The organism is Brevundimonas diminuta, from assembly GCF_050310045.1.
Lineage (GTDB): Bacteria > Pseudomonadota > Alphaproteobacteria > Caulobacterales > Caulobacteraceae > Brevundimonas > Brevundimonas diminuta_F.
The window spans coordinates 593,400-614,264 of the sequence record NZ_CP190005.1; the positions used below are offsets into that span (position 1 = coordinate 593,400).

Genomic DNA, 20,865 nt, shown 5'->3' on the forward strand with positions numbered 1-20,865 from the left:
CGGCGTCAGCCGCGCGGCGAGGCGAGGCGGCGGTCGTCGGGGCGCCCGTCGGGGCGTCCATGCAGACCGGGGGCCTCCTGGGCGAGGCCGCGCATGGCCCTGGCGCAGGATTCAGGCGTCTGGCGATCGGCGACGGCGGGGTTTGCGCCTCGTTCATAGGCGGCGCGGAGCGACCGCACGGTCGCCGCATCCGCGAAGGGCGCGTGGCGGCTGAGGTAGGCCGCAAAGGCCTGTTCGCCGAGGCTGTCAGGATTCAGATGTTCGCAGGCGCCGAGTGTTTCGAACGTGCGTCCCAGCAGAGAGGCGTCTGACGACAGCCGCGGCCGTGCAGGCTGGTTTGCGCCTCTGGCGTGCTGCGCGGCGGGGCGCTGAATCTGCGCCTCATGGGCCGAGCAGGACGGCAGCCAGACTGCGCAGAGGACCGCAGGAAGGGCGGCGCCGATAATCCTGAATATCCATCCTTCCTGCATCGGGCGCAGGATAACACGCCCGATCCGGGGCGCGAAGGATGGGACAATTCCGGGCCTGGCCCGGTTGACGGCGCGCCGCAGGACGGTCGCGCTTTTTTCTGGAGAGACCATGAAAGAGATCAAGACCGTCTCGGGCACGCCCGAGGCGCGCGCCGCCATGCATGAGATGATGGCTGCGTTCGAGGCGTTCAAAGGGGCTAATGACGCCCGTCTGGACGAGATCGAGAAGAAGGCTTCGGCCGATGCGCTGCTGGAGGAGAAGGTGGCGCGCATCGATCAGGCCGTGGCCAGCGCGCAGGCGCGTATGGATCGCGTGCTGAGCGAGAGCCGCCGTCCGATGTTGGGCGCCGAGCCGCCTGCTGTGGTTGCGGCGCCGGAGGCCAAGGCGGCGTGGGACGGCTATATGAAGTCGGGTCAGGCGCATGGTCTGGAGCTGAAGGCGGGGCTGTCGTCGGCGTCGAACTCGGCGGGCTATGTCGTGCCGCCGGAGACGGAGCGCGCCATTGAGCGTCGCCTGATGGCGGGGTCGCCGATGCGCGAGATCGCCACGGTGCGCACCGTCGGCTCGGGCGTATTCAGGAAGCCGGTGTCGACGGCGGGGGTGCAGGCGGGCTGGGTCGCCGAGACGGCGGCGCGGCCGGAGACGGACCCGGCGACGCTGGCGTTGCTGGAGTTCTCTTCGGCCGATCTCTACGCCTGTCCGGCGGCGACGCAGAGCCTGCTGGACGACGCGCTGATCGATCTGGACGAATGGCTGGCGGCCGAGGTCGAGGACGCCTTTGCGGCGCAGGAGACGGCGGCCTTTGTCAGCGGCGACGGGGTTAACAAGCCCAAGGGCTTTCTGGCCTATGGCACGGCGACCGAGGGGACGCAGACCTGGGGCCAGATCGGCGTCGTGGCCTCCGGCGCGGCGGGCGCCTTCGCCAGCGCCAGCCCGGTCGATAAGCTGATCGACCTGATCTATGCGCCCAAGGCCCAGTATCGACCGAACGGGCGTTTCGTGATGAACCGGCGCACGGTCTCGGCGGTGCGCAAGTTCAAGGACGCGGACGGGAACTATGTCTGGTCGCCGGCGACGCGGCCGGGCGAGACGGCGTCGCTGCTGGGCTATCCGGTCACGGAAATCGAGACCATGCCGGATGTGGCGGCGAACAGTCTGTCGATCGCGTTCGGCGACTTTGCGCGCGGCTATCTGATCGTGGACCGGGCGGGGGTGCGGGTGCTGCGCGACCCCTATTCGGCCAAGCCCTATGTGCTGTTCTACACGACCAAGCGCGTGGGCGGCGGGGTGCAGAACTTCGACGCGATCAAGCTGATGAAGTTCGCGGCCTCGTAGGGGCGATGACGGGCTTCCTTCTCCCCTGCGGGGGAGAAGGTGGCTCGCGCAGCGAGACGGATGAGGGGGACGGGGGCGGCGCGCTCTCGGTCAGCCGGTCGTCTGTTGAACCCTTCCCCTCATCCGTCCGCCTTCGGCGGCCACCTTCTCCCCCAAGGGGAGAAGGCAGCAGAACATAGGGAGATTTGAATGAGCGCACCCGTGAGCCTCACGGAGGCGAAGCTGTTCCTGCGCGTCGAGCATGAGGCGGAGGATGGGCTGATCCAGACCCTGATCGACGCGGCCAGGGCACGGGTGGAGGGCGAAGTCGGGTTGAGCCTGACCTCGACCTCTGCGGCGCCGCTGAGGCTGGCGGTGATGATGCTGGTGATGCGCGCCTATGAGCGCGGCGACGGCGAGATGAGCGCGGCGCCGGTCGAGGGGTGGATCGCGCCCTATCGCGTGGTGCGGCTGTGAGCGCGGGCGCGATGAAGGTGGTGGCGTCGCTGGTTCGGCCGGTGGCGGCGCAGACGCCCTATGGCGGGCAGGTCGTCAGCTATGAACCGGTGGGGTCGCTGTGGCTGGCGCTGGGCGCGCGCAGGCGGCGCGAGCGGACGGAAGCGGGCGTGACGCGCGCCGTGGAGACGCTGAGCGCCACGGTGCGGGCCGATCCGAGGCTGGAGGAGGGGCTGGTGGCGCGCTTCGGCGGGGCGGACTGGGCCTTGGTCGGAATCGAGGCCGATCCGAAGGCGGCGGGCCGGGTGCGGCTGAACCTGGAGAGGGCGCGATGAAGGATCATGAAGGGGCGCTGGTGAAGGCGCTGATCGCGCATCTGGGCGGCGATGGGTCGCTGAAGGCGCTGCTGGGCGATCCGGTGCGGGTCTGGGATGAGGCGCCGCAGGGGGCGGGGTTTCCGCATCTGGTGATCGGGCGGAGCGAGAGCCGACCGCTGAACGCCGACGGCGGCGGGATGGAGCAGCGGCTGACCCTGACGTGCGCCAGTCGGTTCAGGGGGCTGGAGGAGGCGCGGGCCGTGGCGGCGGCGGTGCGGGCGCGGCTGGCCGATGCGCCGCTGGAGGCGGACGGGGTGAGGGCGGTCAGCGTGGCGGTGACGTTTACGGACCTGTTCCGCAGCCCGGACCTGAAGCGGGCGTGGGCGGTGATGCGGGTGCGAGCCGTGACGGAAGAGATTTAGCGCGGCGCCTCTCCCTCCCCGTCCCGGGGAGGGTGGTCGCGATAGCGACCGGGTGGGGGCGGCGGGGCTATTCAAGCGCGTCGAGGCAGGGTCACCAAGCCCTCCCCACCCGGCCTCGCCTGCGGCTCGGCCACCCTCCCCGGGACGGGGAGGGAGAGGGGCGCGCGGGTTCTGGAAAACGAAGCGAGGAAAGATGACGGCGCAACGGGGCAAGGACATTCTGCTGAAGGTCGAGGGCGCGGGCGGCGCCTTCATCACGGTGGCGGGGCTGAGGGCGAGGACGATCTCGCTGAACGCCAAGACGGTGGACGCGACCGACAGCGACAGCGCGGGGCGGTGGCGCGAACTGCTGGCGGGGGCGGGCGTGAAATCGGCGGCGGTGTCGGGGCAGGGGATTTTCCGCGACGCGGCGTCGGACGCCCTGATCCGCGAGGCCTTCTTTGAGCAGGCGGCGAAGACGTGGCGGCTGATCGTGCCGGACTTCGGGGTGCTGGAGGGGCCGTTCCTGGTCGCGGCGCTGGAATATGCAGGCGAGCATGAGGGCGAGGCGAGTTTCGCGCTGAGCCTGGCCAGCGCAGGCGAAGTGACGTTCAGCGCGCTGTGAATGGCGCGCGGCCTTTCCCTCCCCGTCCCGGGGAGGGTGGTCGCGATAGCGACCGGGTGGGGAGGGCGGGGCGATTGGGCGCGGGCGCTTGAATAGCTTTGCCGCCCCCACCCGGCTTCGCCTTTGCAGGCTCAGCCACCCTCCCCGGGACGGGGAGGGAGAGAGGGTAATGATGTCGATCAACGGAGCGCGGGGCGAGGTCGTCGCAGGGCTGGCGGGGGCGGAGCGGAAGCTGTGTCTGACGCTGGGGGCGTTGGCGGAGATTGAGACCGGGTTGGGCGTCGCCGGGATGGCGGCGCTGGCCGAGCGGATGCGCTCGCTGTCGGCGCGGGATCTGATGGTGGTGCTGGCGGCTTTGCTGCGCGGTGGTGGAGAGGCGGCGCTGGCGGACGGGCTGGCGAGGGCGCCGGTGGATCCGCGTGAGGCGGCCGAGGCGGTGGCGAAGGCCTTTGCGGCAGCGGCCTGATGACTCCGTGGGGAGAGATGATGCAGGCGGCGGCGCGGATGGGCGTGGGGCCGGAAGGGTTCTGGCGCCTGTCGCTGAAAGAGTGGCGGATGCTGACGGCAGGGCCGGTGCTGGCGCCGCCGCTGGGGCGGAGCGAACTGGAGCGGATGCAGGAGATGTGGCCGGATGACCGATAGTTTCAGGCCGGACGGCATCGACGCCGTGCCGGTGAAGGCGGCGGAGGCGGCGGCGGCGCTGGAGGCGCTGAAGGAGCCTGCGGAACGGGCGGCGGCCTCGATCGAGGATGCGTTCGGGCGCGCAGGGGCCAGCCTGACGCGGTCGCTGACCCGGGCGGCGGCAGACGGGGAGGTGACGCTGGCCGAACTGGCGCGAGCGGTGCTGAACGCCGTCAATGCGGCGGCGGGCGTGCGCGGCGGCGGGCTGACCGGCGCCCTAGCGGCGGCGCTGGGCGGGTTCGGCGGCGCGCGGGCGGACGGCGGGCCGGTGATGGGCGGCGGGGCCTATCTGGTCGGAGAGCGCGGGCCGGAGGTGTTCCGTCCGGCGGGCGCAGGGACAGTCGAGCCGATAGGCGGCGCGACCGGAGTGACGGTGAACGTCACGGTGGATGGCGGGGCCGAAGGGCTGTTGCGGTCAGAGACGCAGATCGCGCGGATGCTGGCGCGGGCGACGGCGCTGGGGGCGCGCTGAAGCAGGGCGCTTCGCGCCGAGCGGTAGCGGAAAACCCGCTGAAGCAGCGAGGCGCCGCGCGCCGGGCGGTAGCGGCAAATCCGCTGAAGCAGCGAGGCGCCGCGCGCCGAGCGGTAGCGGAAAAAGAAAAGGGCGCTCCGAAGAGCGCCCTTTGAAGCCTATTCGCCCTTGGGGTTGGGGCCGTATTTGTTGTCGCCCTTCTGGCTGTCGACGATGCCGATCCAGAGCAGGAAGGCCAGACCGACCAGCCCCATGACGGCGATGCCGCCCATCATGGAGCCCAGCAGGGCCAGGACTGCCGCTGGGTCTTCGCTCTCGAAAGCCTGCGCGTTGGCGATGATGGCGGTGCCGACGGCGCCGAAGATCATGATCGTGCCGATGATGACGCCGACCCAGGGGATGACGGCGAACCAGCCGGTCTTGCCCATGTCGTGCAGGCGTTTGACGGTGATGGCCACGTTCGGCCAGATCAGGGCCAACGAGATCAGCCCGCCGAGGATCGGGATCCAACCCAGAACCACGCTGACGCCGAGCAGGATCAGCCAGCTGATCCAGAAATGCTGGCGGCGCAGGCGGCCGTTGAAGGACAGCATGGCGGCGGCGAAGTCATAGCCGTTGACGACAGTGGAGCCGCCCATGGCCGCAGCAGCGGCCTGACCGAAGGCGGCGGCGGGGTTGGCCGTCGCCAGCACCATGATCTGAGTCGCGCGCTCGCCCTCAGGGACGAAGTCGACGCGGGCGCCGGCGGCGATGACGGCGCCGGCCTGCACGTCTGACGACCCGAAGTCGTAGCGGAGGCTGTCGTCGCCGCTGATCAGGCCCGTGCCTGCAGCTTCATCGTAGCTGAGTATTTCACCGCGCACGCGGACTCTCCTTGGTTGATACGGCCAGCGACCGTGATGGCGAAATCATGGCGGACGTTGCAGGCGCGAACAACCCGCTTGTCGGCGCAGACATCATTTTTTGCGAACGGATTGCAGTGCTCCGGGCGCGGACGGTTCATCCATATAAAGCGAGGACGCATGGCCTTTCATGAGGTGCGCCTGCCTGCGCGGCTGGCGTTCGGCTCGACCGGCGGGGTCGAGCGGAGGACGGAGATCACGACGCTGGCCTCGGGGTTCGAGCGCCGCTCGACGCCCTGGGCGGACGGGCGCAGGCGGTATCTGATCGGGGCGGGGCTACGGTCGTTGGACGACATGGCGACGCTGACCGCGTTTTTCGAGGCGCGGCGCGGGCGGCTGCACGGGTTCCGGTTTCGCGACTTCGCGGACTTCAGGAGCGGGGCGCCGGGGGCGGCCGTGACGCCGCTGGATCAGGCGATCGGGACGGGGGATGGGCAGGCGCGCGTCTTTCAGTTGAGCAAGGCTTACGGAGATCATCGGCGGGTCATCGCCAAGCCGGTCGAGGGATCGGTGCGCGTGGCCGTGGCGGGCGTGGAGACGGCGGCCTTCAATCTGGATGCGGTTACGGGGCGGGTGACGCTGGCGATGCCGCCGCCGCAGGGGGCGGCAGTGAGCGCGGGCTTCGCCTTCGACGTGCCGGTGCGGTTCGACGCGGACCGGATGGAGGTGACGCTGGAGAGCTTCGGCGCCGGGCGGATGGTCGCCATGCCTCTGATCGAAGTGCGGGTCTGAGCCATGCGGAGTGTTCCGAGCGAACTGGCCGCCCGCATCGAGGGCGGGGCGGCGACGCTGTGCCATGTCTGGCTGCTGAGGCGGGCGGACGGGCGGGCGATGGGCTTTACCGACCATGACCGCGATCTGGCGGTCGAGGGCGTGGCGTGCCGTGCCGCTAGCGGCTGGACCGGCGGGGCGGGCGAGGGCGAAGTCGGGCTGGCGGCGGGGGCGCTGTCGGCGTCTGGCGGGCTGGATGACGCGGCGATCACCGAAGAGGACATAGCAGCGGGCCGGTATGACGCCGCCGAGGTCGAGCTGTGGCGCGTGGACTGGATGCGGCCGGACCTGAAGGTGCGGCTGTGGAAGGGGAGGCTGGCGCGGATACGGCGCGAGGACGGACTGTTCATCGCCGATCTGGACGGGCCGATGGCGGCGCTGGAGCGGGTGGTCGGCCGGACCTATGGCCGGGGCTGCGACGCGGTGCTGGGCGATGGGCGCTGCGGGCTGGAGGCGGCGGCGATCGCGGGGCGCAGTTGCGACAAGCGGTGGACGACCTGTGCCGGGGTGTTTGGGAATGGGGTTAATTTTCAGGGTTTTCCGGACATTCCGGGTGAGGACTTCCTGACCGCGCGGCCTGTGGCGGGACGCAATGACGGGCGGAGTCGCAGGCGATGAGGGGGATCAGCGCCGACTTTTCCCTTCCCGTCCCGGGGAGGGCGGCTGAGGCGGAGCCGAGGCCGGGTGGGGGCGGTGGGGTTAATCAAGCGTTGAGGGCCGATCACCAAGCCCTCCCCACCCGGTCGCTGCGCGACCACCCTCCCCGGGACGGGGAGGGAGAGGCGCGGCGCGCGTTGATTGTGGCTGCCGCACGCGGCTGGCTGGGGACGCCATATCGGCATCAGGCCAGCGTGAAGGGCGAGGGGGCGGACTGTCTGGGACTGGTGCGCGGAGTGTGGCGCGAGGTGGTCGGCGAGGAGCCGGAGGCGCCGCCGCCCTATCGCCCAGACTGGGCCGAGGTCGGGGGCGAGGAGACGTTGTGGGCGGCGGCGCGGCGGCGGCTGGTGGAGATTGCTCCGGAGCGGGCGGGGCTGGGCGACGTGCTGCTGTTCCGCATGGCGGCGGGGTGTCCGGCCAAGCATTGCGCGATCCTGAGCGCCGAGCTTTCTGAGAGCATGGGGGGGCCGGAGCGGCGGATGATCCATGCCTATTGGGGGCGGTCGGTGGTCGAGAGCTGGATGGGGGCGTGGTGGCGCAGGCGCCTGGTGGCGGCGTTTCGTTGGCCGAATTTCTAGGAAGGAGCAGGCATGGCGCAAGTCGTTCTGGGCGGGATCGGATCGGCGCTGGGCGGGCCGATCGGGGGCTTTATCGGCGGGGCGCTGGGGCGGACGGCGGACAACTGGCTGGTCGCCAGCCTGTCGCCCGCGCGGCAGGTCGGGCCGAGGCTGGAGGGGCTGAAGCTGCAATCCTCGGCCGAGGGGGCGCCGATGGCCTGCGTCTTCGGGCGGGCGCGGGTGGTCGGACAGGTGATCTGGGCCGCGCGCTTTCTGGAGCGCAAGGAGAAACGGTCGGGCGGCAAGGGCGGCCAGAAGACGGTCGACTACGCCTATTCGCTGAGCTTCGCCGTGGCCCTGTGCGAAGGGCCGATCGACGGGATCGGGCGGGTCTGGGCGGACGGTCAGCCGATGGATATGGCGGGCGTGACGATGCGGCTGCATCGCGGGACGGAGGACCAACTGCCCGATCCGCTGATCGAGGCGGTGGAGGGGCGGGCGCCCGCCTATCGCGGGACGGCCTATGTGGTGTTCGAGGATCTGCCGCTGGACGCCTATGGCGACCGGCCGCCGCAACTGGCGTTCGAGGTGTTCCGTCGGCCGCAGGGGGCGGCGCCGCAGCTGGAGGATCGGCTGGAGGGCGTGTGCCTGATCCCCGGTGCGGGGGAGTTCTGTCTGGCGACCGAGCCGGTGATGCGGCGCGAGGGGCTGACGAAATCGACGCCGGAGAATGTGCATCTGACGGCGGGGCAGACGGATCTGGAGGCCTCGCTGGATCAGCTGATGGCCCAGGCGCCTAGGCTGAAGCGGGTCAGTCTGGTGGTCGGGTGGTTCGGTGATGACGTGCGGATGGGCCATTGCCGCATCCGGCCGGGGGTGGAGCGGCGGGACAAGCCGACGCAGCCGCTAACCTGGGGCGTGGCGGGGCTGGGGCGCGCGGACGCGCATCTGATCAGCCGGGTCGACGACGGAGAGGGCGGCGAAGGCCCGGCCTATGGCGGGACGCCGTCGGACAAGAGCGTGCGGCAGGCGATCCGGGCGCTGAAGGCGCGAGGGCTGGAGGTGACGCTGTATCCCTTCGTCTTCATGGATTGTCCCGGCTATCCGTGGCGGGGGCGGATCACGGGGACCGATGGCGCGGGAGCGACGGCCGAGGTTGAGGCCCTGTTCGGGACGGCGGGCGGTTGGGGGTTGCGGCGGCTGGCGCTGCACTATGCCCGGATCGCGGCGGATGAAGGGGCGGACGGCCTGCTGATCGGCTCGGAGATGCGGGGGCTGACGTGGACGCGCGACGCCAGTGGCGGCTTTCCGGCGGTGGCGCAGTTTCGGGCGCTGGCAGCCGAGTGCCGGGCGGTGGTCGGGGCGCGGATCAAGCTGAGTTACGCCGCCGACTGGTCCGAGTATTTCGGCTGGCAGAGGGATGGGGAGGTGCGCTTTCACCTCGATCCGCTGTGGGCGGAACCGAACATCGATTACGTCGGCATCGACTGGTATCCGCCGATGGGGGACTGGCGCGCAGGGGCAGGCGGGCTGGATGGACAAGCGTTCAAGGAGCCGTCGGATCCGGCTTATCTGGCGGCGCAGGTCGCGGGCGGCGAAGGCTATGACTGGTTCTACGCCAGCGCGGCGGATCGGGCGGCGCAGCGGCGCACGACGATTGAGGACGGCGCTCACGGCGAAGACTGGATCTGGCGCTACAAAGACCTGAAGGGCTGGTGGTCGAACGCGCATCATGAGCGCGTCGGGGGCGTGCGGCAGGCGGCGCCGACGGCCTGGGTTCCGGGGATGAAGCCGATCCGGCTGACCGAGTTCGGTTGTGCGGCGGTGGATCGCGGGGGCAATGCGCCGAACCTGTTTCAGGACCCCAAGAGCAGCGAGAACGCCTTGCCGCCGCACTCGACCGGCGCGCGCGACGACCGGATGCAGCGGCGGCTGATCGAGGCGGTGCTGACGCATTATGCCCAGCCGGCGAACAACCCGATCTCGGGCGTTTACGGAGGGCCGATGCTGCAGGGGGCGGACGTCTGGTGCTGGGATGCGCGGCCCTATCCGGCGTTTCCGGCGCTGGATCAGGTGTGGGCGGACGCGGGCGCCTGGCGCACGGGGCACTGGTTGAACGGGCGGATGGGCGGAGATGCGCGCGGGTTGATCGAGGCGATCTTGAAGCGCGGCGGACTGAATGAGACGGACTATACGGTCGGAGCGGTGGACGGCGCGGTGACCGGCTATGTCATCGACCGGCCGATGGCGACGAAGGAGGCTCTGACGCCGCTGGTGCAGGCGCTGGGGGCGACGACGGCGGAGAGGGATGGTCGGGTGGCCGTGCTGGGCGAGACGGCGCGGGAGATGACGCTGCATCAGGCGGCGCTGGCCCTGCCCGACAAGGGCGGGAGCGAGGCGGCGGATCGTCGGCTGACGCCTAAGCCGGGTGCGGCGCGGCTGCGGTTTATCGATGAGGCGGCGGATTATCAGCTTGGCGCGGTGACGGTGCGCGGCGACGGCGAGGGCGGCGGCGTGGACGCGGCCCTGCCCGCCGTGGTCGGGGCCGGGCTGGCCACGGCGGCGGCGCAGCGGCTGTTGCAGGGCGAGGCGGCCGAGCGGCTGACGCTGAAGCTGGGGCCGCTGGAGGCGCTGAGACTAGAGCCGGGCGATGTGACGGCGGTGGAAGGGCGTGCAGGCGACTGGCGCGTCGAGAGACTGGACTGGGATGAGACGCCGAGCGCGGTGCTGGCGCCGGTGGTCGAGGTCGCGGTCGTGGATGCGCCCGAGGACTGGCGCGGGGAGGGCGGCGGGGCGACGCCGGGGGCGCCGTTCCTGATGCTGCTGGACCTGCCGCCGCTGCTGGGAGAGGAGGCGGACGGGCGGCCGGTGGTCGCGGCGGCGGCCGAGCCGTGGACGCCGATGGCCCTGCATGGCGGGGCCTCGGTCGATAGCCTGACGCAGAGGGCGGTGGTGGAGACGGCCGCGACGGTGGGAACGCTGACGGCGGCGCTGCGGCCCGGCGTGGTCGGGCGCTGGGACGAGACGGGCGTGCTGACGGTGCGGATCGAGGGCCAGGCGCCGCAGAGCCGGGCGGGCGAGGCGGTTCTGTCGGGCGCCAATCTGCTGGGGGTGGGCGGTGTGGACGGATGGGAGTTGGTGCAGTTTCGCCGGGCCGAACTGATCGGCGGCGACGTGTGGCGGTTGAGCGGTCTGTTGCGCGGGCAGCAGGGGACGGAGCAGGCAGCGGGGCGCGGGGCGGAAGCGGGGGCGTTGGTCGTCGTGATGGAGCGCGGCATGGCGCGGGCTCTGGTCGATACGGTTGAGCGCGGACTGCCCCGGATATGGCGGGCGGGGCCGGTCAATGCGCCGCCGGGCGGGGCGGGAACGACGGAGGTTGGCTTTGTCTGGAACAATAGGAACGCGGCGCCGTGGCGACCGGCGCATCTTCGGGCTGTGGGGGAGGCTGGCGGATGGCGGTTGAGCTGGCTGCCGCGCGTGCGGCTGGGCGGCGATGGTTGGGACGGCGAGCCGGTCGAGGTCGATCCGAGGCGGTTCCGGGTGCGGGTGCTGGACGGGGATGTCGAGCGCCGGGTCTGGGAGGTCGAGGGGCTGGAGGCTGTCTATGGCGCGGCTGAGGTGGCGGCGGACTTTCCGGGCGGGGTGAGCGGCGGCAAGATCGCCGTGGCCCAGTGGGGCGACGGGTATGGATGGAGCGCGGAGGCGGTGGTTGTGTTGATGCCGTCGATCTAAACCATCCTCACCCCTTTCGGCGGGCGGTTGCATGGCTTAACTGACGCTCTGGTCTGTGTTGATCCAGAGTGGAGCGAAAATTGGCTGGCGATCCCTATCAGGAACTGGGCGTTTCCAAGGGCGCGAGCGCGGACGAGATCAAGAAGGCTTTCCGCAAGCTGGCCAAGGAACTGCACCCCGACAAGAACCCCGGCGACAAGGCCGCCGAGGAGCGGTTCAAGCGCATCACCGCCGCCTTCGACCTGTTGGGCGACGCCGAGAAGCGCGCGAAATATGATCGCGGTGAGATCGACGCCGATGGGCGCGAGCAGTTCCGCGGCTTCGGCGGCGGGGGCGCTCAGGGCGGACGGCCGGGGGGCGGCGGGTTCGGCGGCTTTGGTTTCGGCGGGCGCGGCGAGGGCGGCCCTGGCGGACGGGCCAGCTTTGACGACATCGATCTGGAAGAGATTTTCGGCGCCTTCGGGGGCGGCGGTGCGCGCAACGCCGGGCGTGGCTTCGGCGGCGGACGCGGGCAGGATGTGCGCGCTACGCTGGACATCAGCCTTGAGGACGCCATCGCCGGAACGACGCGGCGCATCCAGTTCTCGGATGGGCGGATGCTGGATGTCGCCATCCCCAAGGGCGCGTCTGAAGGCCAGACGATCCGGCTGAAGGGGCAGGGTGCGCCGGGACGGGGCGGTCAGTCGGGCGACGCCCTGATCGAACTGCGCATCCAGCCGCATCCGGTGTTCAAGCGCGACGGCGCCGATCTGACGATGGATCTGCCGGTATCGGTCCCGGACGCTGTGCTGGGCGGCAAGATTCAGGTGCCGACGCCCGAGGGCGCGGTGATGATGACCATTCCCAAGGGCTCGAACTCGGGCAAGGTGCTGCGTCTGAAGGGGCGCGGCGCCTATGCGAACGGCAAGCGCGGCGACCTGATGGCGAAGCTGGTGGTGACGCTGCCGGAGACGCCGGACGATGAACTGGTCCGGTTTGCGACGGAATGGCGTGAACGCCGGCCCTATAAGCCGGGCCGCTGATGGCCTAAGGGCTTGTTTGCTTCTTCTCCCCCTTGAGACTTCAGAGACTGACATGACGCCCAAGCCTGCCGCCAAGCCCGCTCGCCCCTGGTTCTCGGCGGGGCCGACGGCCAAGCGTCCGGGCTGGTCGCTGGCGGGGTTGCCCACCAATCTGATGGGGCGGGGCATCCGCGCGCCGGAGGTCGTCGAGCGGTTCGCGCATGGGCTGCGGCTGACGCGAGAGGTGTTGAGCCCGCCGGACGACTATGTGCTGCTGTATACGCCCGGCTCGGACACCGGGGCGGTCGAGGCGGCGCTGTGGTGCATGTTGGGCGAGCGGCCGGTGCAGGTGGTCGCCTATGAGAATTTCGGCCTGACGTGGCTGGCGGACGTCAAGGAGCATCTGGGGCTGGAGCCCGAGGCGCTGACGGCGCCGTGGGGCGAACTGCCGGACCTGTCGAAGGTCGATCCGAAGAAGGACGTGGTCTTCCCGTGGAACGGCACGACTTCGGGCGTGCGCGTGCCGGACGCCGACTGGATCGCCGATGACCGTGAGGGGCTGACGATCTGTGATGCGACCTCGGCGGCGTTCGCGATGGATCTGCCGTGGGACAAGCTGGATGTGACGACCTTCAGCTTCCAGAAGGCGCTGGGCGGCGAGGCGGGCATCGGGGTGATGGCGCTGTCGCCGCGTGCGGTGGCGCGGCTGGATACCTATCGGCCGGATCGGGCGGTGCCCAAGGTGCTGCGGATCGCCGACAAGAAGGGGTTCGACCGGACGCTGGCGGACGGGGTGGCGATGAACACCTTCTCGGTGCTGAGCATCGAGGACTGGATCGACGCCCTGGACTGGGCCGTGAGCGTGGGCGGCCTGCCGGAACTGGTGCGGCGCACCGAGGCTAACCATGACGCCCTGGCCGCGTGGGTGGAGCGGACCGCTTGGATCGACTTCCTGCCGGAACGGCCGGAGATTCGTTCGACGACTTCGGTTTGCCTGAAGTTCGCCGATGCGCGCGTGGCGGCGCTGGATGAGGCGGGGCAGAAGGCCTTTGTGAAGCGGTTCAAGGCGCTGCTGGAAGGCGAAGGCGCGGTCTATGACATGGAACCGCACCGCAACGCTCCGCCGGGCCTGCGTCTGTGGTGCGGATGCACGGTCGAGACAGCGGATGTCGTGGCCGCGACGCCATGGCTGGAGTGGGCGTTCGAGACGGCGGTCGGCGAACTGGCGGGATAATTCTCCACGTCATTGTGTGCGCGTGGGGGCGACTCCGGACGATTCAGGGGTTATAGGCTCCCACCGCATTCTGGATTGCGGAGAAACGGTCTTGGCGAACGTCGCAGTGGTCGGCGCCCAGTGGGGCGACGAGGGCAAGGGCAAGATCGTGGACTGGCTGTCCAATCGCGCCGATATGGTGGTGCGGTTCCAGGGCGGCCACAACGCGGGCCACACCCTGGTCGTTGACGGCAAGGTCTATAAGCTGGCGCTGCTGCCTTCGGGCGTTGTGCAGGGCAAGCCTTCGATCATCGGCAACGGCGTGGTGGTCGATCCCTGGCATCTGGTCGGGGAGATCGAGAAGATTCAGGCTCAGGGCGTGGCGATCACGCCGGATATCCTGACCATCGCCGACAACGCCTGCCTGATCCTGCCGATCCACCCGGCCCTGGACGTGGCGCGCGAGGCCGCCGCCAGCGCGCCGGGCGCCAGGATCGGCACGACCGGGCGCGGCATCGGCCCGGCCTATGAGGACAAGGTGGGGCGTCGCGCCATCCGCGTCTGCGATCTGGCCAATGAAGACGACCTGAAGATCAAGATCGACCGCCTGCGCTCGCACCATGATCCGCTTCGCGCAGGTCTGGGGCTGGAGCCGATCGATCCGGCGGCGCTGCTGGCGCAGCTGCTGGAGATCGCGCCGAAGATCCTGCCCTACGTCAAACCGGCGTGGCGCGTGCTGGACGAGGCGCAGAAGGCGGGCAAGCGGGTTCTGTTCGAGGGCGCGCAGGGCGCCTTCCTGGATGTGGACCACGGCACCTATCCCTATGTGACCAGCTCCAACACCATCGCCGGACAGGCGGCGGCTGGGTCGGGCGTCGGCCCGCGCGGCGTCGGCTATGTGCTGGGAATTGTGAAGGCCTATACGACCCGCGTGGGCGAAGGCCCGTTCGCCTGTGAACTGAACGATGAGGTCGGAGAGCATCTGGCCGTCGTCGGTCGCGAGGTCGGGGTGAATACCGGCCGGGCGCGCCGCTGCGGCTGGTTCGACGCCGTGCTGGTGCGTCAGTCGGTGGCCATCAACGGCATCGACGGCATCGCCCTGACCAAACTGGACGTGCTGGACGGTCTGAAGACGCTGAAGATCTGCGTCGGCTATCGCATCAACGGCGAGGTGCTGGATTATCTGCCGTCGAGCCTGAAGGATCAGGCCTCGGCCGAGCCGGTGTTCGAGGAACTGGAAGGCTGGGATGAAAGCACGGCGGGCGTGCGGACTTTCAAGGACCTGAACGCTCATGCGCTGAAATATGTGCGGCGGATCGAGGAGTTGATCGGGGCGCCGGTGGCGCTGCTGTCGACCAGCCCTGAGCGTGACGACACCATCCTGATGCGGGATCCGTTTCAGGGGTAAGAGCTGATCCGGGGAGCGTTGCTGCAGCCGGGCTGGTATCCAGAGGTTGCGGCAACAACACTTTAACCGGTTAAGTATAGGCAGGGAGGCTCTGGAATGGAGCTTGCCCTGTGTTCGCCCTCGACGCCAAAACCATGCAGAGGATCGCGCCCGTGGTTCGGCGCGTGGTCATCGTCGATTCCAACCCTGCGGCGGCGCGTCTTTTGATGGACCTGCTGAAGGGGTTCGGATCGCGCGAGATCGTGGTCGAGGGTGATGAGGCGCGCGTGCTGGATCTGGCGCGCGAGATGGAGCCGGGCCTGATCTGCACCGAGCGGGCCGGGCCGAAGCTGGACGGCGAGGCGCTGGTGCGGCGCATCCGGCGCTCCAGTCTGTCGTGCCGCCGTGCCCCGATCATCATGGTGACGGCCGAAGCCACGGCCAGCGCCATCAAGGGCGCGCGCGATTCCGGCGTGCACGAGTTTCTGAGAAAGCCCTTCACCAGCGGCGATCTGCAACGGCGGATCGAGAATCTGGCGACCCGGCCGCGCGACTGGGTCGAGGCGGTGGGCTATGTCGGGCCGGACCGGCGGCGTTTCAACTCTGACGACTATGCCGGACCGCATAAGCGTAAGGCGGACAAGCCGCGCTCCGGCGCCGAGGCTGTCGTGGCGGTCAAGGATCAGGCGATGCGCATTCTGGCGTCGGCTCTGGCGCAGTTCGACAATGACCCGATGCAGGCCGTCCGAGCCGTCAAGCAGCAGGCCGAGACGCTGAAGGCGCTGGCCATCAAGACCGGCGACGCGCCGCTGGCCATTGCCGCGGCCGGTCTGGATACGGTGCTGGCCGGCGGGGCGCCGACCAAGGCCGTCCTGACAGCGCCCATTCAGGCGGTGCTGAAACTGGCATCACCTGAAAGCATGGCGCGGGCAGGGTAGGGTCGGGCGCCGTCAGGCGTCGACCAGGTTCCGTTCCTCTGCCGCAGCCCGCATGGCCTTCTGCAGCTTTTCAAAGGCGCGAACCTCGATCTGGCGGACGCGCTCGCGGCTGACGCCATACTGACCGGCGAGCTCTTCCAGCGTGACCGGGTCGTCCTTGAGGCGGCGCTCGGTCAGGATGTGCTTCTCACGGTCGGTCAGCTCTTCCATGGCCTCCTGCAGCAGGCCCATGCGGATCGACTTTTCCTCGTTCTCGGCGAGTTGAGTCTCCTGGCTGACGGCGTTGTCGTCGGCCAGCCAGTCCTGCCACTCGCTTTCGCCGTCCGCGCGCAGCGGGGCGTTCAGCGAGGCGTCGCCGCCGAGACGGCGGTTCATGTTGGTGACTTCTTCTTCCGACACGCCCAGCTTGGTGGCGATGGCGGCCAGGTGTTCCGGGTGCAGGTCGCCTTCCTCGAAGGCCGAGATCTGGCTCTTGGCCTTGCGCAGGTTGAAGAAGAGCTTCTTCTGCGCCGCCGTGGTGCCCATCTTCACGAGGGACCAGGAGCGCAGGATGTATTCCTGAATGGACGCGCGGATCCACCACATGGCGTAGGTCGCCAGGCGGAAGCCCTTGTCGGGATCGAATTTCTTGACGGCCTGCATCAGGCCGACGTTGCCCTCGGAGATCACCTCGCCGATCGGCAGGCCGTAGCCGCGATAACCCATGGCGATCTTGGCCACGAGGCGCAGGTGAGAGGTCACGAGACGGTGGGCGGCCTCTGGATCCTGGTGTTCGCTCCACCGCTTGGCGAGCATGAACTCCTCATCCTTGGTCAGCATCGGAAACTTGCGGATTTCCGTGAGATAACGGGACAGTCCCTGTTCAGGCGACATCACCGTCAGCGTGTTATTGGCCATATGGTCCCTCCGGATTCTCGAGCGGGCGCTGCGGCTCCGACCACGACGCGTGCATCATCACCTCACCCCTCAACTGGTCAGATGGGAATCCGTTGCCCGGAATAAAAGGGGCGGATCGCCGCATCCATGCGATTGCTTGCTATCTAGCACAGATGTTGTTGCTATTAAAGCCCGTATTTGCAAGCAAGTCGCATTAGCGCTACCTCACCAGCAGTTTTATGCGTGAGGCAGGACATGGACCCCTATCGTCTTTTCGACCTGGTGCTGGCGCAGCGCCATGCGCTGACGCCGTCGCTGACGCGCTTCACCTTCGGCGGCGTGGACGCCGAGCATGTGACGACCTTTGCGCCGGATCAGCGGGTCAAACTGTTCTTTCCCACGGCAGACGGCCAGCCCGCCCTGATGCGCGAGCGGATGCAGGAAAGCGGCGGCGACTGGTACGATGACTATCGCGGGATGCCGGACGAAACGCGACCGCCGGTGCGCACCTATACGATCCGCGCGCTGCGGCCCGAGGCGGGGGAGGTCGACATCGACTTCGTGATGCACGGCGATCATGGCCCGGCTTCGCGCTGGGCGATGCGGGCGCGGGTGGGGGATCGGATCTCCATGGCGGCGCCGCACGCGCAGGTCGAAGGACCGCGCGGCGGGTTCGAGTGGAAGCCGCCGCATGACGTGCGTCAGGTGCTGGTGCTGGCCGATGAGACAGCGGTGCCTGCGGCCATGGGCATACTGGAGCAGATGTCCGGTTGGGAGAACCGTCCGCGCGTGCGCTTCATGGCCGAGGTGCCGCTGGACGAAGACCGGATGGAGACGCCGGACTGGGTCGAAAGTCGCTGGATCACGCGCACGTCCGGCTATGGCGAGGATCTGGTCGCCGCCGTGCGCGACATGGACCTGAAGACGATGGCGGGGGCTGCGCCGGACGAAGGCGAGGACGCGGTTGCGGCGGTCGATATCGACGCGGACATCCTGTGGGACACGGACGTGGATCAGGATGCGGCGGTCTATGTCTGGGTGGCGGCGGAGACGAAGGCGGCGCGGGATATCCGTCTGCACCTGACCCGCGAACGCGGCCTGCCCAAACGCAGCGTGGCCTGTATGGGATACTGGCGCATTGGCCGCGAGGGCCTATAGGGCGGCCAGCCGTTCCTCAAGTTGCTGCATGTCCTGCGGCGGGGCGGTTTCAAAGCGCAGAGGTTGGCCCGTCACCGGGTGGATGAAGCCCAGAATGGCGGCGTGCAGCGCCTGCCGCTGAAGGCCGACGGCCTCGATGGCGGCGCGCACGGCGGCGTTCGGCGCGCCCGAGCCATAGACGGGATCGCCCAGCAGGGGCGCGCCCTTTGAGGCCATGTGGACCCGGATCTGGTGGGTGCGGCCGGTCTGGAGGGTGCAGGCGACGCGGGCGGCCAGTGGGGCGCCGGAGGTCTTGGCCGGGCGGCCGAAGGCGCGCTGGACCACATAGTCGGTGACGGCGGTGCGGCCGCCTTCCTTCAGCACCGCCATCTTCTTGCGGTCATGGGGCGAGCGGCCGATCAGGGTCTCGATCCTGGCCTTTTCCGGCGAAGGCGCGCCGCGCGTCAGGGCGATGTAGGTGCGCTCGATGTCGTGGGCGGCGAACAGGGCGACCAGTCCCGAATGGGCGCGATCGGACTTGGCCGCGACCATGACGCCAGAGGTGTCCTTGTCCAGACGGTGGACGATGCCGGGGCGGTCGGGATCGCCGACGGCGGACAGGGTCGCGCAATGGTGCAGCAGGGCGTTGACCAGAGTGCCGCTGACGACGCCGGGCGCCGGATGGACCGCCATGCCGGGCGCCTTGTCGATGACGATCAGGTCGTCGTCCTCGAACAGGATGGTCAGGGGCAGGGCCTCAGCCTGCGGTGTCGTGGCCGGTTCAGGCGGGACGGCGACGGCATAGAGGCCGGGCTGAGCCTTGGCCGAGCCGCCGGAGACGACCTGTCCGTCGCGCGTGACGGCGCCCTCGGCCAGCAGGGTCTGAAGCCGGGCGCGCGACAGGGAAGGGAAGGCCTCGGCCAGAACCTTGTCCAGCCGTCCGCCGGACGCATCGACGCGGGCGGTAAGCACCGCGGGCGTTTCGCTGTCTTCCATCAGCAGAGGTTCATGGGCCATAGGGTGAAGTAGCACGGCTTGTGACCAGAGGCGTTATCGGTCGCTGGATTCGCTTCATCGTCAGAAGAGGTCAAAGATGAAACGGCTGACGCTTGCCGCCCTTGGAGTTTCAGGTCTGGCGCTTCTGTCTGGCTGCGCCACGATGAATGAGAGCCAGTGCCGGGTCGGAGACTGGGGCGGACAGGGCTATCGCGACGGGACCGAGGGTTATCCGTCCAGTCGTCTAGACGACCACGCCAAGGCCTGCGCCAAGCACGGCGTCAGTCCGAATATAAACGCCTATATGGCGGCGCGCGAAGATGGGCTGCGCAGCTATTGCACCTGGGAGAACGGCTTCCGGTCCGGGCGCGCGGGCGGAAGCTACCACGGCGTCTGTTCGCCGGCGGAAGAGCGCGCCTTCATGCCCGCCTATCATGATGGGCGACAGCTGTATCAGGTCGAGCAGGCGGTTTCTTCGGCCGAAAGCGCATTGAACTCGGCGATTCGTCGCGTCGAAAGCCGCGAAGACAAGCTGGACGCCAAGCATCGCGAACTGCGCCAGTCAGGCCTGAGCGATGAAGAGCGCCGTCGCATCCGCAATCGCATCCGCGAAGTGGAAGGCGAACTTCAGGACGCCCGCCGTGACGTGCGCCGGGCCGAGGATGACCTGCGCTACGCCGAGGTCGAACTGCGCGCCGTGCGCCGCGTGCTGGATGGTCGTTACAGCATCTGGTGAACATGAAGACGCCCGCCTCTGATCGACAGGGGCGGGCGTTTCGTTCGTTCAGACTGTGATCGGCGATCAGCCGATGCGCGGGTCCAGTTCCCCCGACGCGTAGCGCTTGGCCATCTGGGCGGTGGACAGCGGCTTGATCTTCGAGGCCATGCCTTCGCAGCCGAACTGGAGGTAGCGCTCCTGGCACAGCTTGCGCATGGCTTCCTTGGCGGGCTTCAGATAGGCGCGGGGGTCGAACTCGCCCGGCTTCTCGGTCAGCAGCTTGCGGATGGCGCCGGTCATGGCCATGCGGTTGTCGGTGTCGATGTTCACCTTGCGCACGCCGTTCTTGATGCCGCGCTGGATTTCCTCGACAGGCACGCCCCAGGTCTGGGGCATCTGGCCGCCATACTGGTTGATGATGTCCTGCAGGTCCTGCGGCACCGAAGACGAGCCGTGCATCACCAGGTGGGTGTTGGGCAGGCGACGGTGGATCTCCTCGATCACGTTCATGGCCAGGACTTCGCCGTCCGGCTTGCGCGTGAACTTATAGGCGCCGTGCGAGGTGCCCATGGCGATGGCCAGGGCGTCGACCTTGGTGGCCTTGACGAAGTCAACGGCTTGATCCGGGTCGGTCAGCAGGGCCGAGTGGTCCAGCTTGCCTTCAAAGCCGTGACCGTCTTCGGCCTCGCCCATGCCGGTTTCCAGCGAGCCCAGCACGCCCAGTTCGCCCTCGACCGAGACGCCGCAGCTGTGGGCCATCTCGGTGACGCGGCGCGTCACTTCGACGTTGTATTCGTAGGAGGCGGGGGTCTTGGCGTCTTCTTCCAGCGAGCCGTCCATCATCACCGAGGTGAAGCCGTACTGGATGGCGGTGGCGCAGGTGGCCGGGCCGTTGCCGTGGTCCTGGTGCATGCAGACCGGGATGTGCGGATACAGTTCGGCCAGGGCGTCGATCAGCTTGGCCAGGACAACATCGTTGGCGTAGGAGCGGGCGCCGCGCGAGGCCTGGATGATGACCGGCGCGTTGACAGCGTCGGCGGCCTCCATGATGGCCAGGCCCTGCTCCATGTTGTTGATGTTGTAGGCGGGCAGGCCGTAGTCGTGCTCCGCCGCGTGGTCGAGCAGTTGTCGCAGCGTAATGCGCGCCATGGATAGTCTCCTGAACCGTGATGTGATTTTGCCGAGGTCTTAGCCCTTCGGGCGCGGGAAGTCACGCCGATGTGACAGGGCCTCGGCGTGGTGG

At 69.0% G+C, this 20,865-nt stretch carries 23 protein-coding genes; 18 read left to right on the plus strand and 5 right to left on the minus strand.

What is annotated here, in order from left to right; all coding sequences use genetic code 11:
• Positions 1–5: 5 nt before the first annotated feature.
• On the minus strand, positions 6–581 hold the full coding sequence (locus tag ACORJG_RS02810; protein WP_427791437.1) for a hypothetical protein: 576 nt from the start codon (positions 579–581) through the stop codon (positions 6–8).
• Here ACORJG_RS02810 and ACORJG_RS02815 point away from each other — a divergent pair.
• The 8 genes from ACORJG_RS02815 (at position 580) to ACORJG_RS02850 (ending at position 4,737) form a co-directional block, all read left to right on the plus strand.
• Positions 580–1,806 carry a phage major capsid protein gene (locus ACORJG_RS02815; RefSeq protein WP_427791439.1) on the plus strand — a complete coding sequence of 409 codons (1,227 nt, stop codon included), beginning with the start codon at positions 580–582 and terminating at the stop codon, positions 1,804–1,806. The genes ACORJG_RS02810 and ACORJG_RS02815 overlap by 2 nt on opposite strands.
• A gap of 189 nt (positions 1,807–1,995) precedes the next feature.
• Positions 1,996–2,262, plus strand: a complete 267-nt coding sequence (locus tag ACORJG_RS02820) for a head-tail connector protein (protein WP_313430030.1) — start codon at positions 1,996–1,998, stop codon at positions 2,260–2,262.
• Positions 2,259–2,576: a phage head completion protein gene (locus ACORJG_RS02825; RefSeq protein ID WP_427791441.1), complete on the plus strand. Its 318-nt coding sequence runs from the start codon at positions 2,259–2,261 to the stop codon at positions 2,574–2,576. The genes ACORJG_RS02820 and ACORJG_RS02825 overlap by 4 nt, the downstream gene beginning before the upstream one ends.
• Positions 2,573–2,980, plus strand: a complete 408-nt coding sequence (locus tag ACORJG_RS02830) for a DUF3168 domain-containing protein (protein ID WP_427791442.1) — start codon at positions 2,573–2,575, stop codon at positions 2,978–2,980. The genes ACORJG_RS02825 and ACORJG_RS02830 overlap by 4 nt, the downstream gene beginning before the upstream one ends.
• Before the next feature lie 193 nt (positions 2,981–3,173).
• On the plus strand, positions 3,174–3,584 hold the full coding sequence (locus ACORJG_RS02835) for a phage major tail protein, TP901-1 family (RefSeq protein WP_427791444.1): 411 nt from the start codon (positions 3,174–3,176) through the stop codon (positions 3,582–3,584).
• A gap of 169 nt (positions 3,585–3,753) precedes the next feature.
• Positions 3,754–4,050, plus strand: coding sequence for a GTA-gp10 family protein (locus ACORJG_RS02840; protein WP_427791446.1), 297 nt, complete (start codon positions 3,754–3,756; stop codon positions 4,048–4,050).
• Complete coding sequence (locus ACORJG_RS02845; protein ID WP_427791448.1) at positions 4,050–4,226, plus strand: phage tail assembly chaperone; 177 nt, start codon at positions 4,050–4,052, stop codon at positions 4,224–4,226. Before ACORJG_RS02840 ends, ACORJG_RS02845 begins: the two co-directional genes overlap by 1 nt.
• On the plus strand, positions 4,216–4,737 hold the full coding sequence (locus ACORJG_RS02850; protein ID WP_427791450.1) for a phage tail tape measure protein: 522 nt from the start codon (positions 4,216–4,218) through the stop codon (positions 4,735–4,737). The genes ACORJG_RS02845 and ACORJG_RS02850 overlap by 11 nt, the downstream gene beginning before the upstream one ends.
• A gap of 158 nt (positions 4,738–4,895) precedes the next feature.
• On the opposite strand, the gene ACORJG_RS02855 is transcribed toward ACORJG_RS02850, so the two are convergent.
• Positions 4,896–5,600 carry a DUF805 domain-containing protein gene (locus tag ACORJG_RS02855; protein ID WP_427791451.1) on the minus strand — a complete coding sequence of 235 codons (705 nt, stop codon included), beginning with the start codon at positions 5,598–5,600 and terminating at the stop codon, positions 4,896–4,898.
• Between the two features lie 159 nt (positions 5,601–5,759).
• Here ACORJG_RS02855 and ACORJG_RS02860 point away from each other — a divergent pair, with 159 nt between their 5' ends.
• From ACORJG_RS02860 to ACORJG_RS02895, 8 genes are all read left to right on the plus strand, one after another.
• Positions 5,760–6,371, plus strand: a complete 612-nt coding sequence (locus ACORJG_RS02860) for a phage distal tail protein, Rcc01695 family (RefSeq protein ID WP_427791453.1) — start codon at positions 5,760–5,762, stop codon at positions 6,369–6,371.
• 3 nt (positions 6,372–6,374) lie between these two features.
• Positions 6,375–7,028 carry a DUF2163 domain-containing protein gene (locus ACORJG_RS02865; protein WP_427791455.1) on the plus strand — a complete coding sequence of 218 codons (654 nt, stop codon included), beginning with the start codon at positions 6,375–6,377 and terminating at the stop codon, positions 7,026–7,028.
• 182 nt (positions 7,029–7,210) lie between these two features.
• Positions 7,211–7,645, plus strand: coding sequence for a peptidase P60 (locus tag ACORJG_RS02870; RefSeq protein WP_427791456.1), 435 nt, complete (start codon positions 7,211–7,213; stop codon positions 7,643–7,645).
• A 12-nt stretch (positions 7,646–7,657) separates the two neighbouring features.
• Complete coding sequence (locus tag ACORJG_RS02875) at positions 7,658–11,356, plus strand: baseplate multidomain protein megatron (RefSeq protein ID WP_427791458.1); 3,699 nt, start codon at positions 7,658–7,660, stop codon at positions 11,354–11,356.
• 80 nt (positions 11,357–11,436) lie between these two features.
• A complete protein-coding gene (locus ACORJG_RS02880; protein WP_427791460.1) occupies positions 11,437–12,378 on the plus strand; it encodes a DnaJ C-terminal domain-containing protein in 942 nt (313 codons plus the stop codon).
• 52 nt (positions 12,379–12,430) lie between these two features.
• The gene (locus tag ACORJG_RS02885) at positions 12,431–13,591 is read left to right on the plus strand and encodes a phosphoserine transaminase (protein ID WP_427791461.1); all 1,161 of its coding nucleotides are present in this window, start codon (positions 12,431–12,433) and stop codon (positions 13,589–13,591) included.
• 91 nt (positions 13,592–13,682) lie between these two features.
• Entirely contained in the window at positions 13,683–14,978 is a 1,296-nt protein-coding gene (locus tag ACORJG_RS02890; protein WP_427791463.1) for an adenylosuccinate synthase, read from the plus strand.
• A gap of 110 nt (positions 14,979–15,088) precedes the next feature.
• Positions 15,089–15,895 carry a response regulator gene (locus ACORJG_RS02895; RefSeq protein WP_427791465.1) on the plus strand — a complete coding sequence of 269 codons (807 nt, stop codon included), beginning with the start codon at positions 15,089–15,091 and terminating at the stop codon, positions 15,893–15,895.
• Positions 15,896–15,907: 12 nt separating this feature from the next.
• On the opposite strand, the gene rpoH is transcribed toward ACORJG_RS02895, so the two are convergent.
• The gene (gene rpoH, locus ACORJG_RS02900; protein ID WP_427791466.1) at positions 15,908–16,792 is read right to left on the minus strand and encodes an RNA polymerase sigma factor RpoH; all 885 of its coding nucleotides are present in this window, start codon (positions 16,790–16,792) and stop codon (positions 15,908–15,910) included.
• A 234-nt stretch (positions 16,793–17,026) separates the two neighbouring features.
• On the opposite strand from rpoH, the gene ACORJG_RS02905 reads away from it, so the two are divergent.
• Positions 17,027–17,929 carry a siderophore-interacting protein gene (locus tag ACORJG_RS02905; protein ID WP_427791468.1) on the plus strand — a complete coding sequence of 301 codons (903 nt, stop codon included), beginning with the start codon at positions 17,027–17,029 and terminating at the stop codon, positions 17,927–17,929.
• Here the strand turns inward: ACORJG_RS02905 and ACORJG_RS02910 are convergent.
• Positions 17,924–18,904: an RluA family pseudouridine synthase gene (locus tag ACORJG_RS02910; protein ID WP_427792948.1), complete on the minus strand. Its 981-nt coding sequence runs from the start codon at positions 18,902–18,904 to the stop codon at positions 17,924–17,926. The genes ACORJG_RS02905 and ACORJG_RS02910 overlap by 6 nt on opposite strands.
• A 97-nt stretch (positions 18,905–19,001) precedes the next feature.
• On the opposite strand from ACORJG_RS02910, the gene ACORJG_RS02915 reads away from it, so the two are divergent.
• Entirely contained in the window at positions 19,002–19,640 is a 639-nt protein-coding gene (locus tag ACORJG_RS02915) for a DUF2799 domain-containing protein (protein WP_427791470.1), read from the plus strand.
• Between the two features lie 66 nt (positions 19,641–19,706).
• Here ACORJG_RS02915 and fba read toward each other — a convergent pair whose 3' ends face one another.
• On the minus strand, positions 19,707–20,771 hold the full coding sequence (gene fba, locus ACORJG_RS02920; protein WP_427791472.1) for a class II fructose-bisphosphate aldolase: 1,065 nt from the start codon (positions 20,769–20,771) through the stop codon (positions 19,707–19,709).
• Between the last annotated feature and the right edge of the window lie 94 nt (positions 20,772–20,865).

Excerpts from the sequence above, each read along its gene's own strand:
- ACORJG_RS02815 (WP_427791439.1), top strand. The coding sequence starts at position 580 with ATGAAAGAGATCAAGACCGTCTCGGGCACGCCCGAGGCGCGCGCCGCC.
- ACORJG_RS02810 (WP_427791437.1), bottom strand. The coding sequence starts at position 581 with ATGGTCTCTCCAGAAAAAAGCGCGACCGTCCTGCGGCGCGCCGTCAAC.
- ACORJG_RS02820 (WP_313430030.1), top strand. The coding sequence starts at position 1,996 with ATGAGCGCACCCGTGAGCCTCACGGAGGCGAAGCTGTTCCTGCGCGTC.
- ACORJG_RS02830 (WP_427791442.1), top strand. The coding sequence starts at position 2,573 with ATGAAGGATCATGAAGGGGCGCTGGTGAAGGCGCTGATCGCGCATCTG.
- ACORJG_RS02835 (WP_427791444.1), top strand. The coding sequence starts at position 3,174 with ATGACGGCGCAACGGGGCAAGGACATTCTGCTGAAGGTCGAGGGCGCG.
- ACORJG_RS02840 (WP_427791446.1), top strand. The coding sequence starts at position 3,754 with ATGATGTCGATCAACGGAGCGCGGGGCGAGGTCGTCGCAGGGCTGGCG.
- ACORJG_RS02845 (WP_427791448.1), top strand. The coding sequence starts at position 4,050 with ATGACTCCGTGGGGAGAGATGATGCAGGCGGCGGCGCGGATGGGCGTG.
- ACORJG_RS02850 (WP_427791450.1), top strand. The coding sequence starts at position 4,216 with ATGACCGATAGTTTCAGGCCGGACGGCATCGACGCCGTGCCGGTGAAG.
- ACORJG_RS02860 (WP_427791453.1), top strand. The coding sequence starts at position 5,760 with ATGGCCTTTCATGAGGTGCGCCTGCCTGCGCGGCTGGCGTTCGGCTCG.
- ACORJG_RS02865 (WP_427791455.1), top strand. The coding sequence starts at position 6,375 with ATGCGGAGTGTTCCGAGCGAACTGGCCGCCCGCATCGAGGGCGGGGCG.
- ACORJG_RS02875 (WP_427791458.1), top strand. The coding sequence starts at position 7,658 with ATGGCGCAAGTCGTTCTGGGCGGGATCGGATCGGCGCTGGGCGGGCCG.
- ACORJG_RS02885 (WP_427791461.1), top strand. The coding sequence starts at position 12,431 with ATGACGCCCAAGCCTGCCGCCAAGCCCGCTCGCCCCTGGTTCTCGGCG.
- rpoH (WP_427791466.1), bottom strand. The coding sequence starts at position 16,792 with ATGGCCAATAACACGCTGACGGTGATGTCGCCTGAACAGGGACTGTCC.
- ACORJG_RS02905 (WP_427791468.1), top strand. The coding sequence starts at position 17,027 with ATGGACCCCTATCGTCTTTTCGACCTGGTGCTGGCGCAGCGCCATGCG.
- ACORJG_RS02910 (WP_427792948.1), bottom strand. The coding sequence starts at position 18,904 with ATGGAAGACAGCGAAACGCCCGCGGTGCTTACCGCCCGCGTCGATGCG.
- ACORJG_RS02915 (WP_427791470.1), top strand. The coding sequence starts at position 19,002 with ATGAAACGGCTGACGCTTGCCGCCCTTGGAGTTTCAGGTCTGGCGCTT.
- fba (WP_427791472.1), bottom strand. The coding sequence starts at position 20,771 with ATGGCGCGCATTACGCTGCGACAACTGCTCGACCACGCGGCGGAGCAC.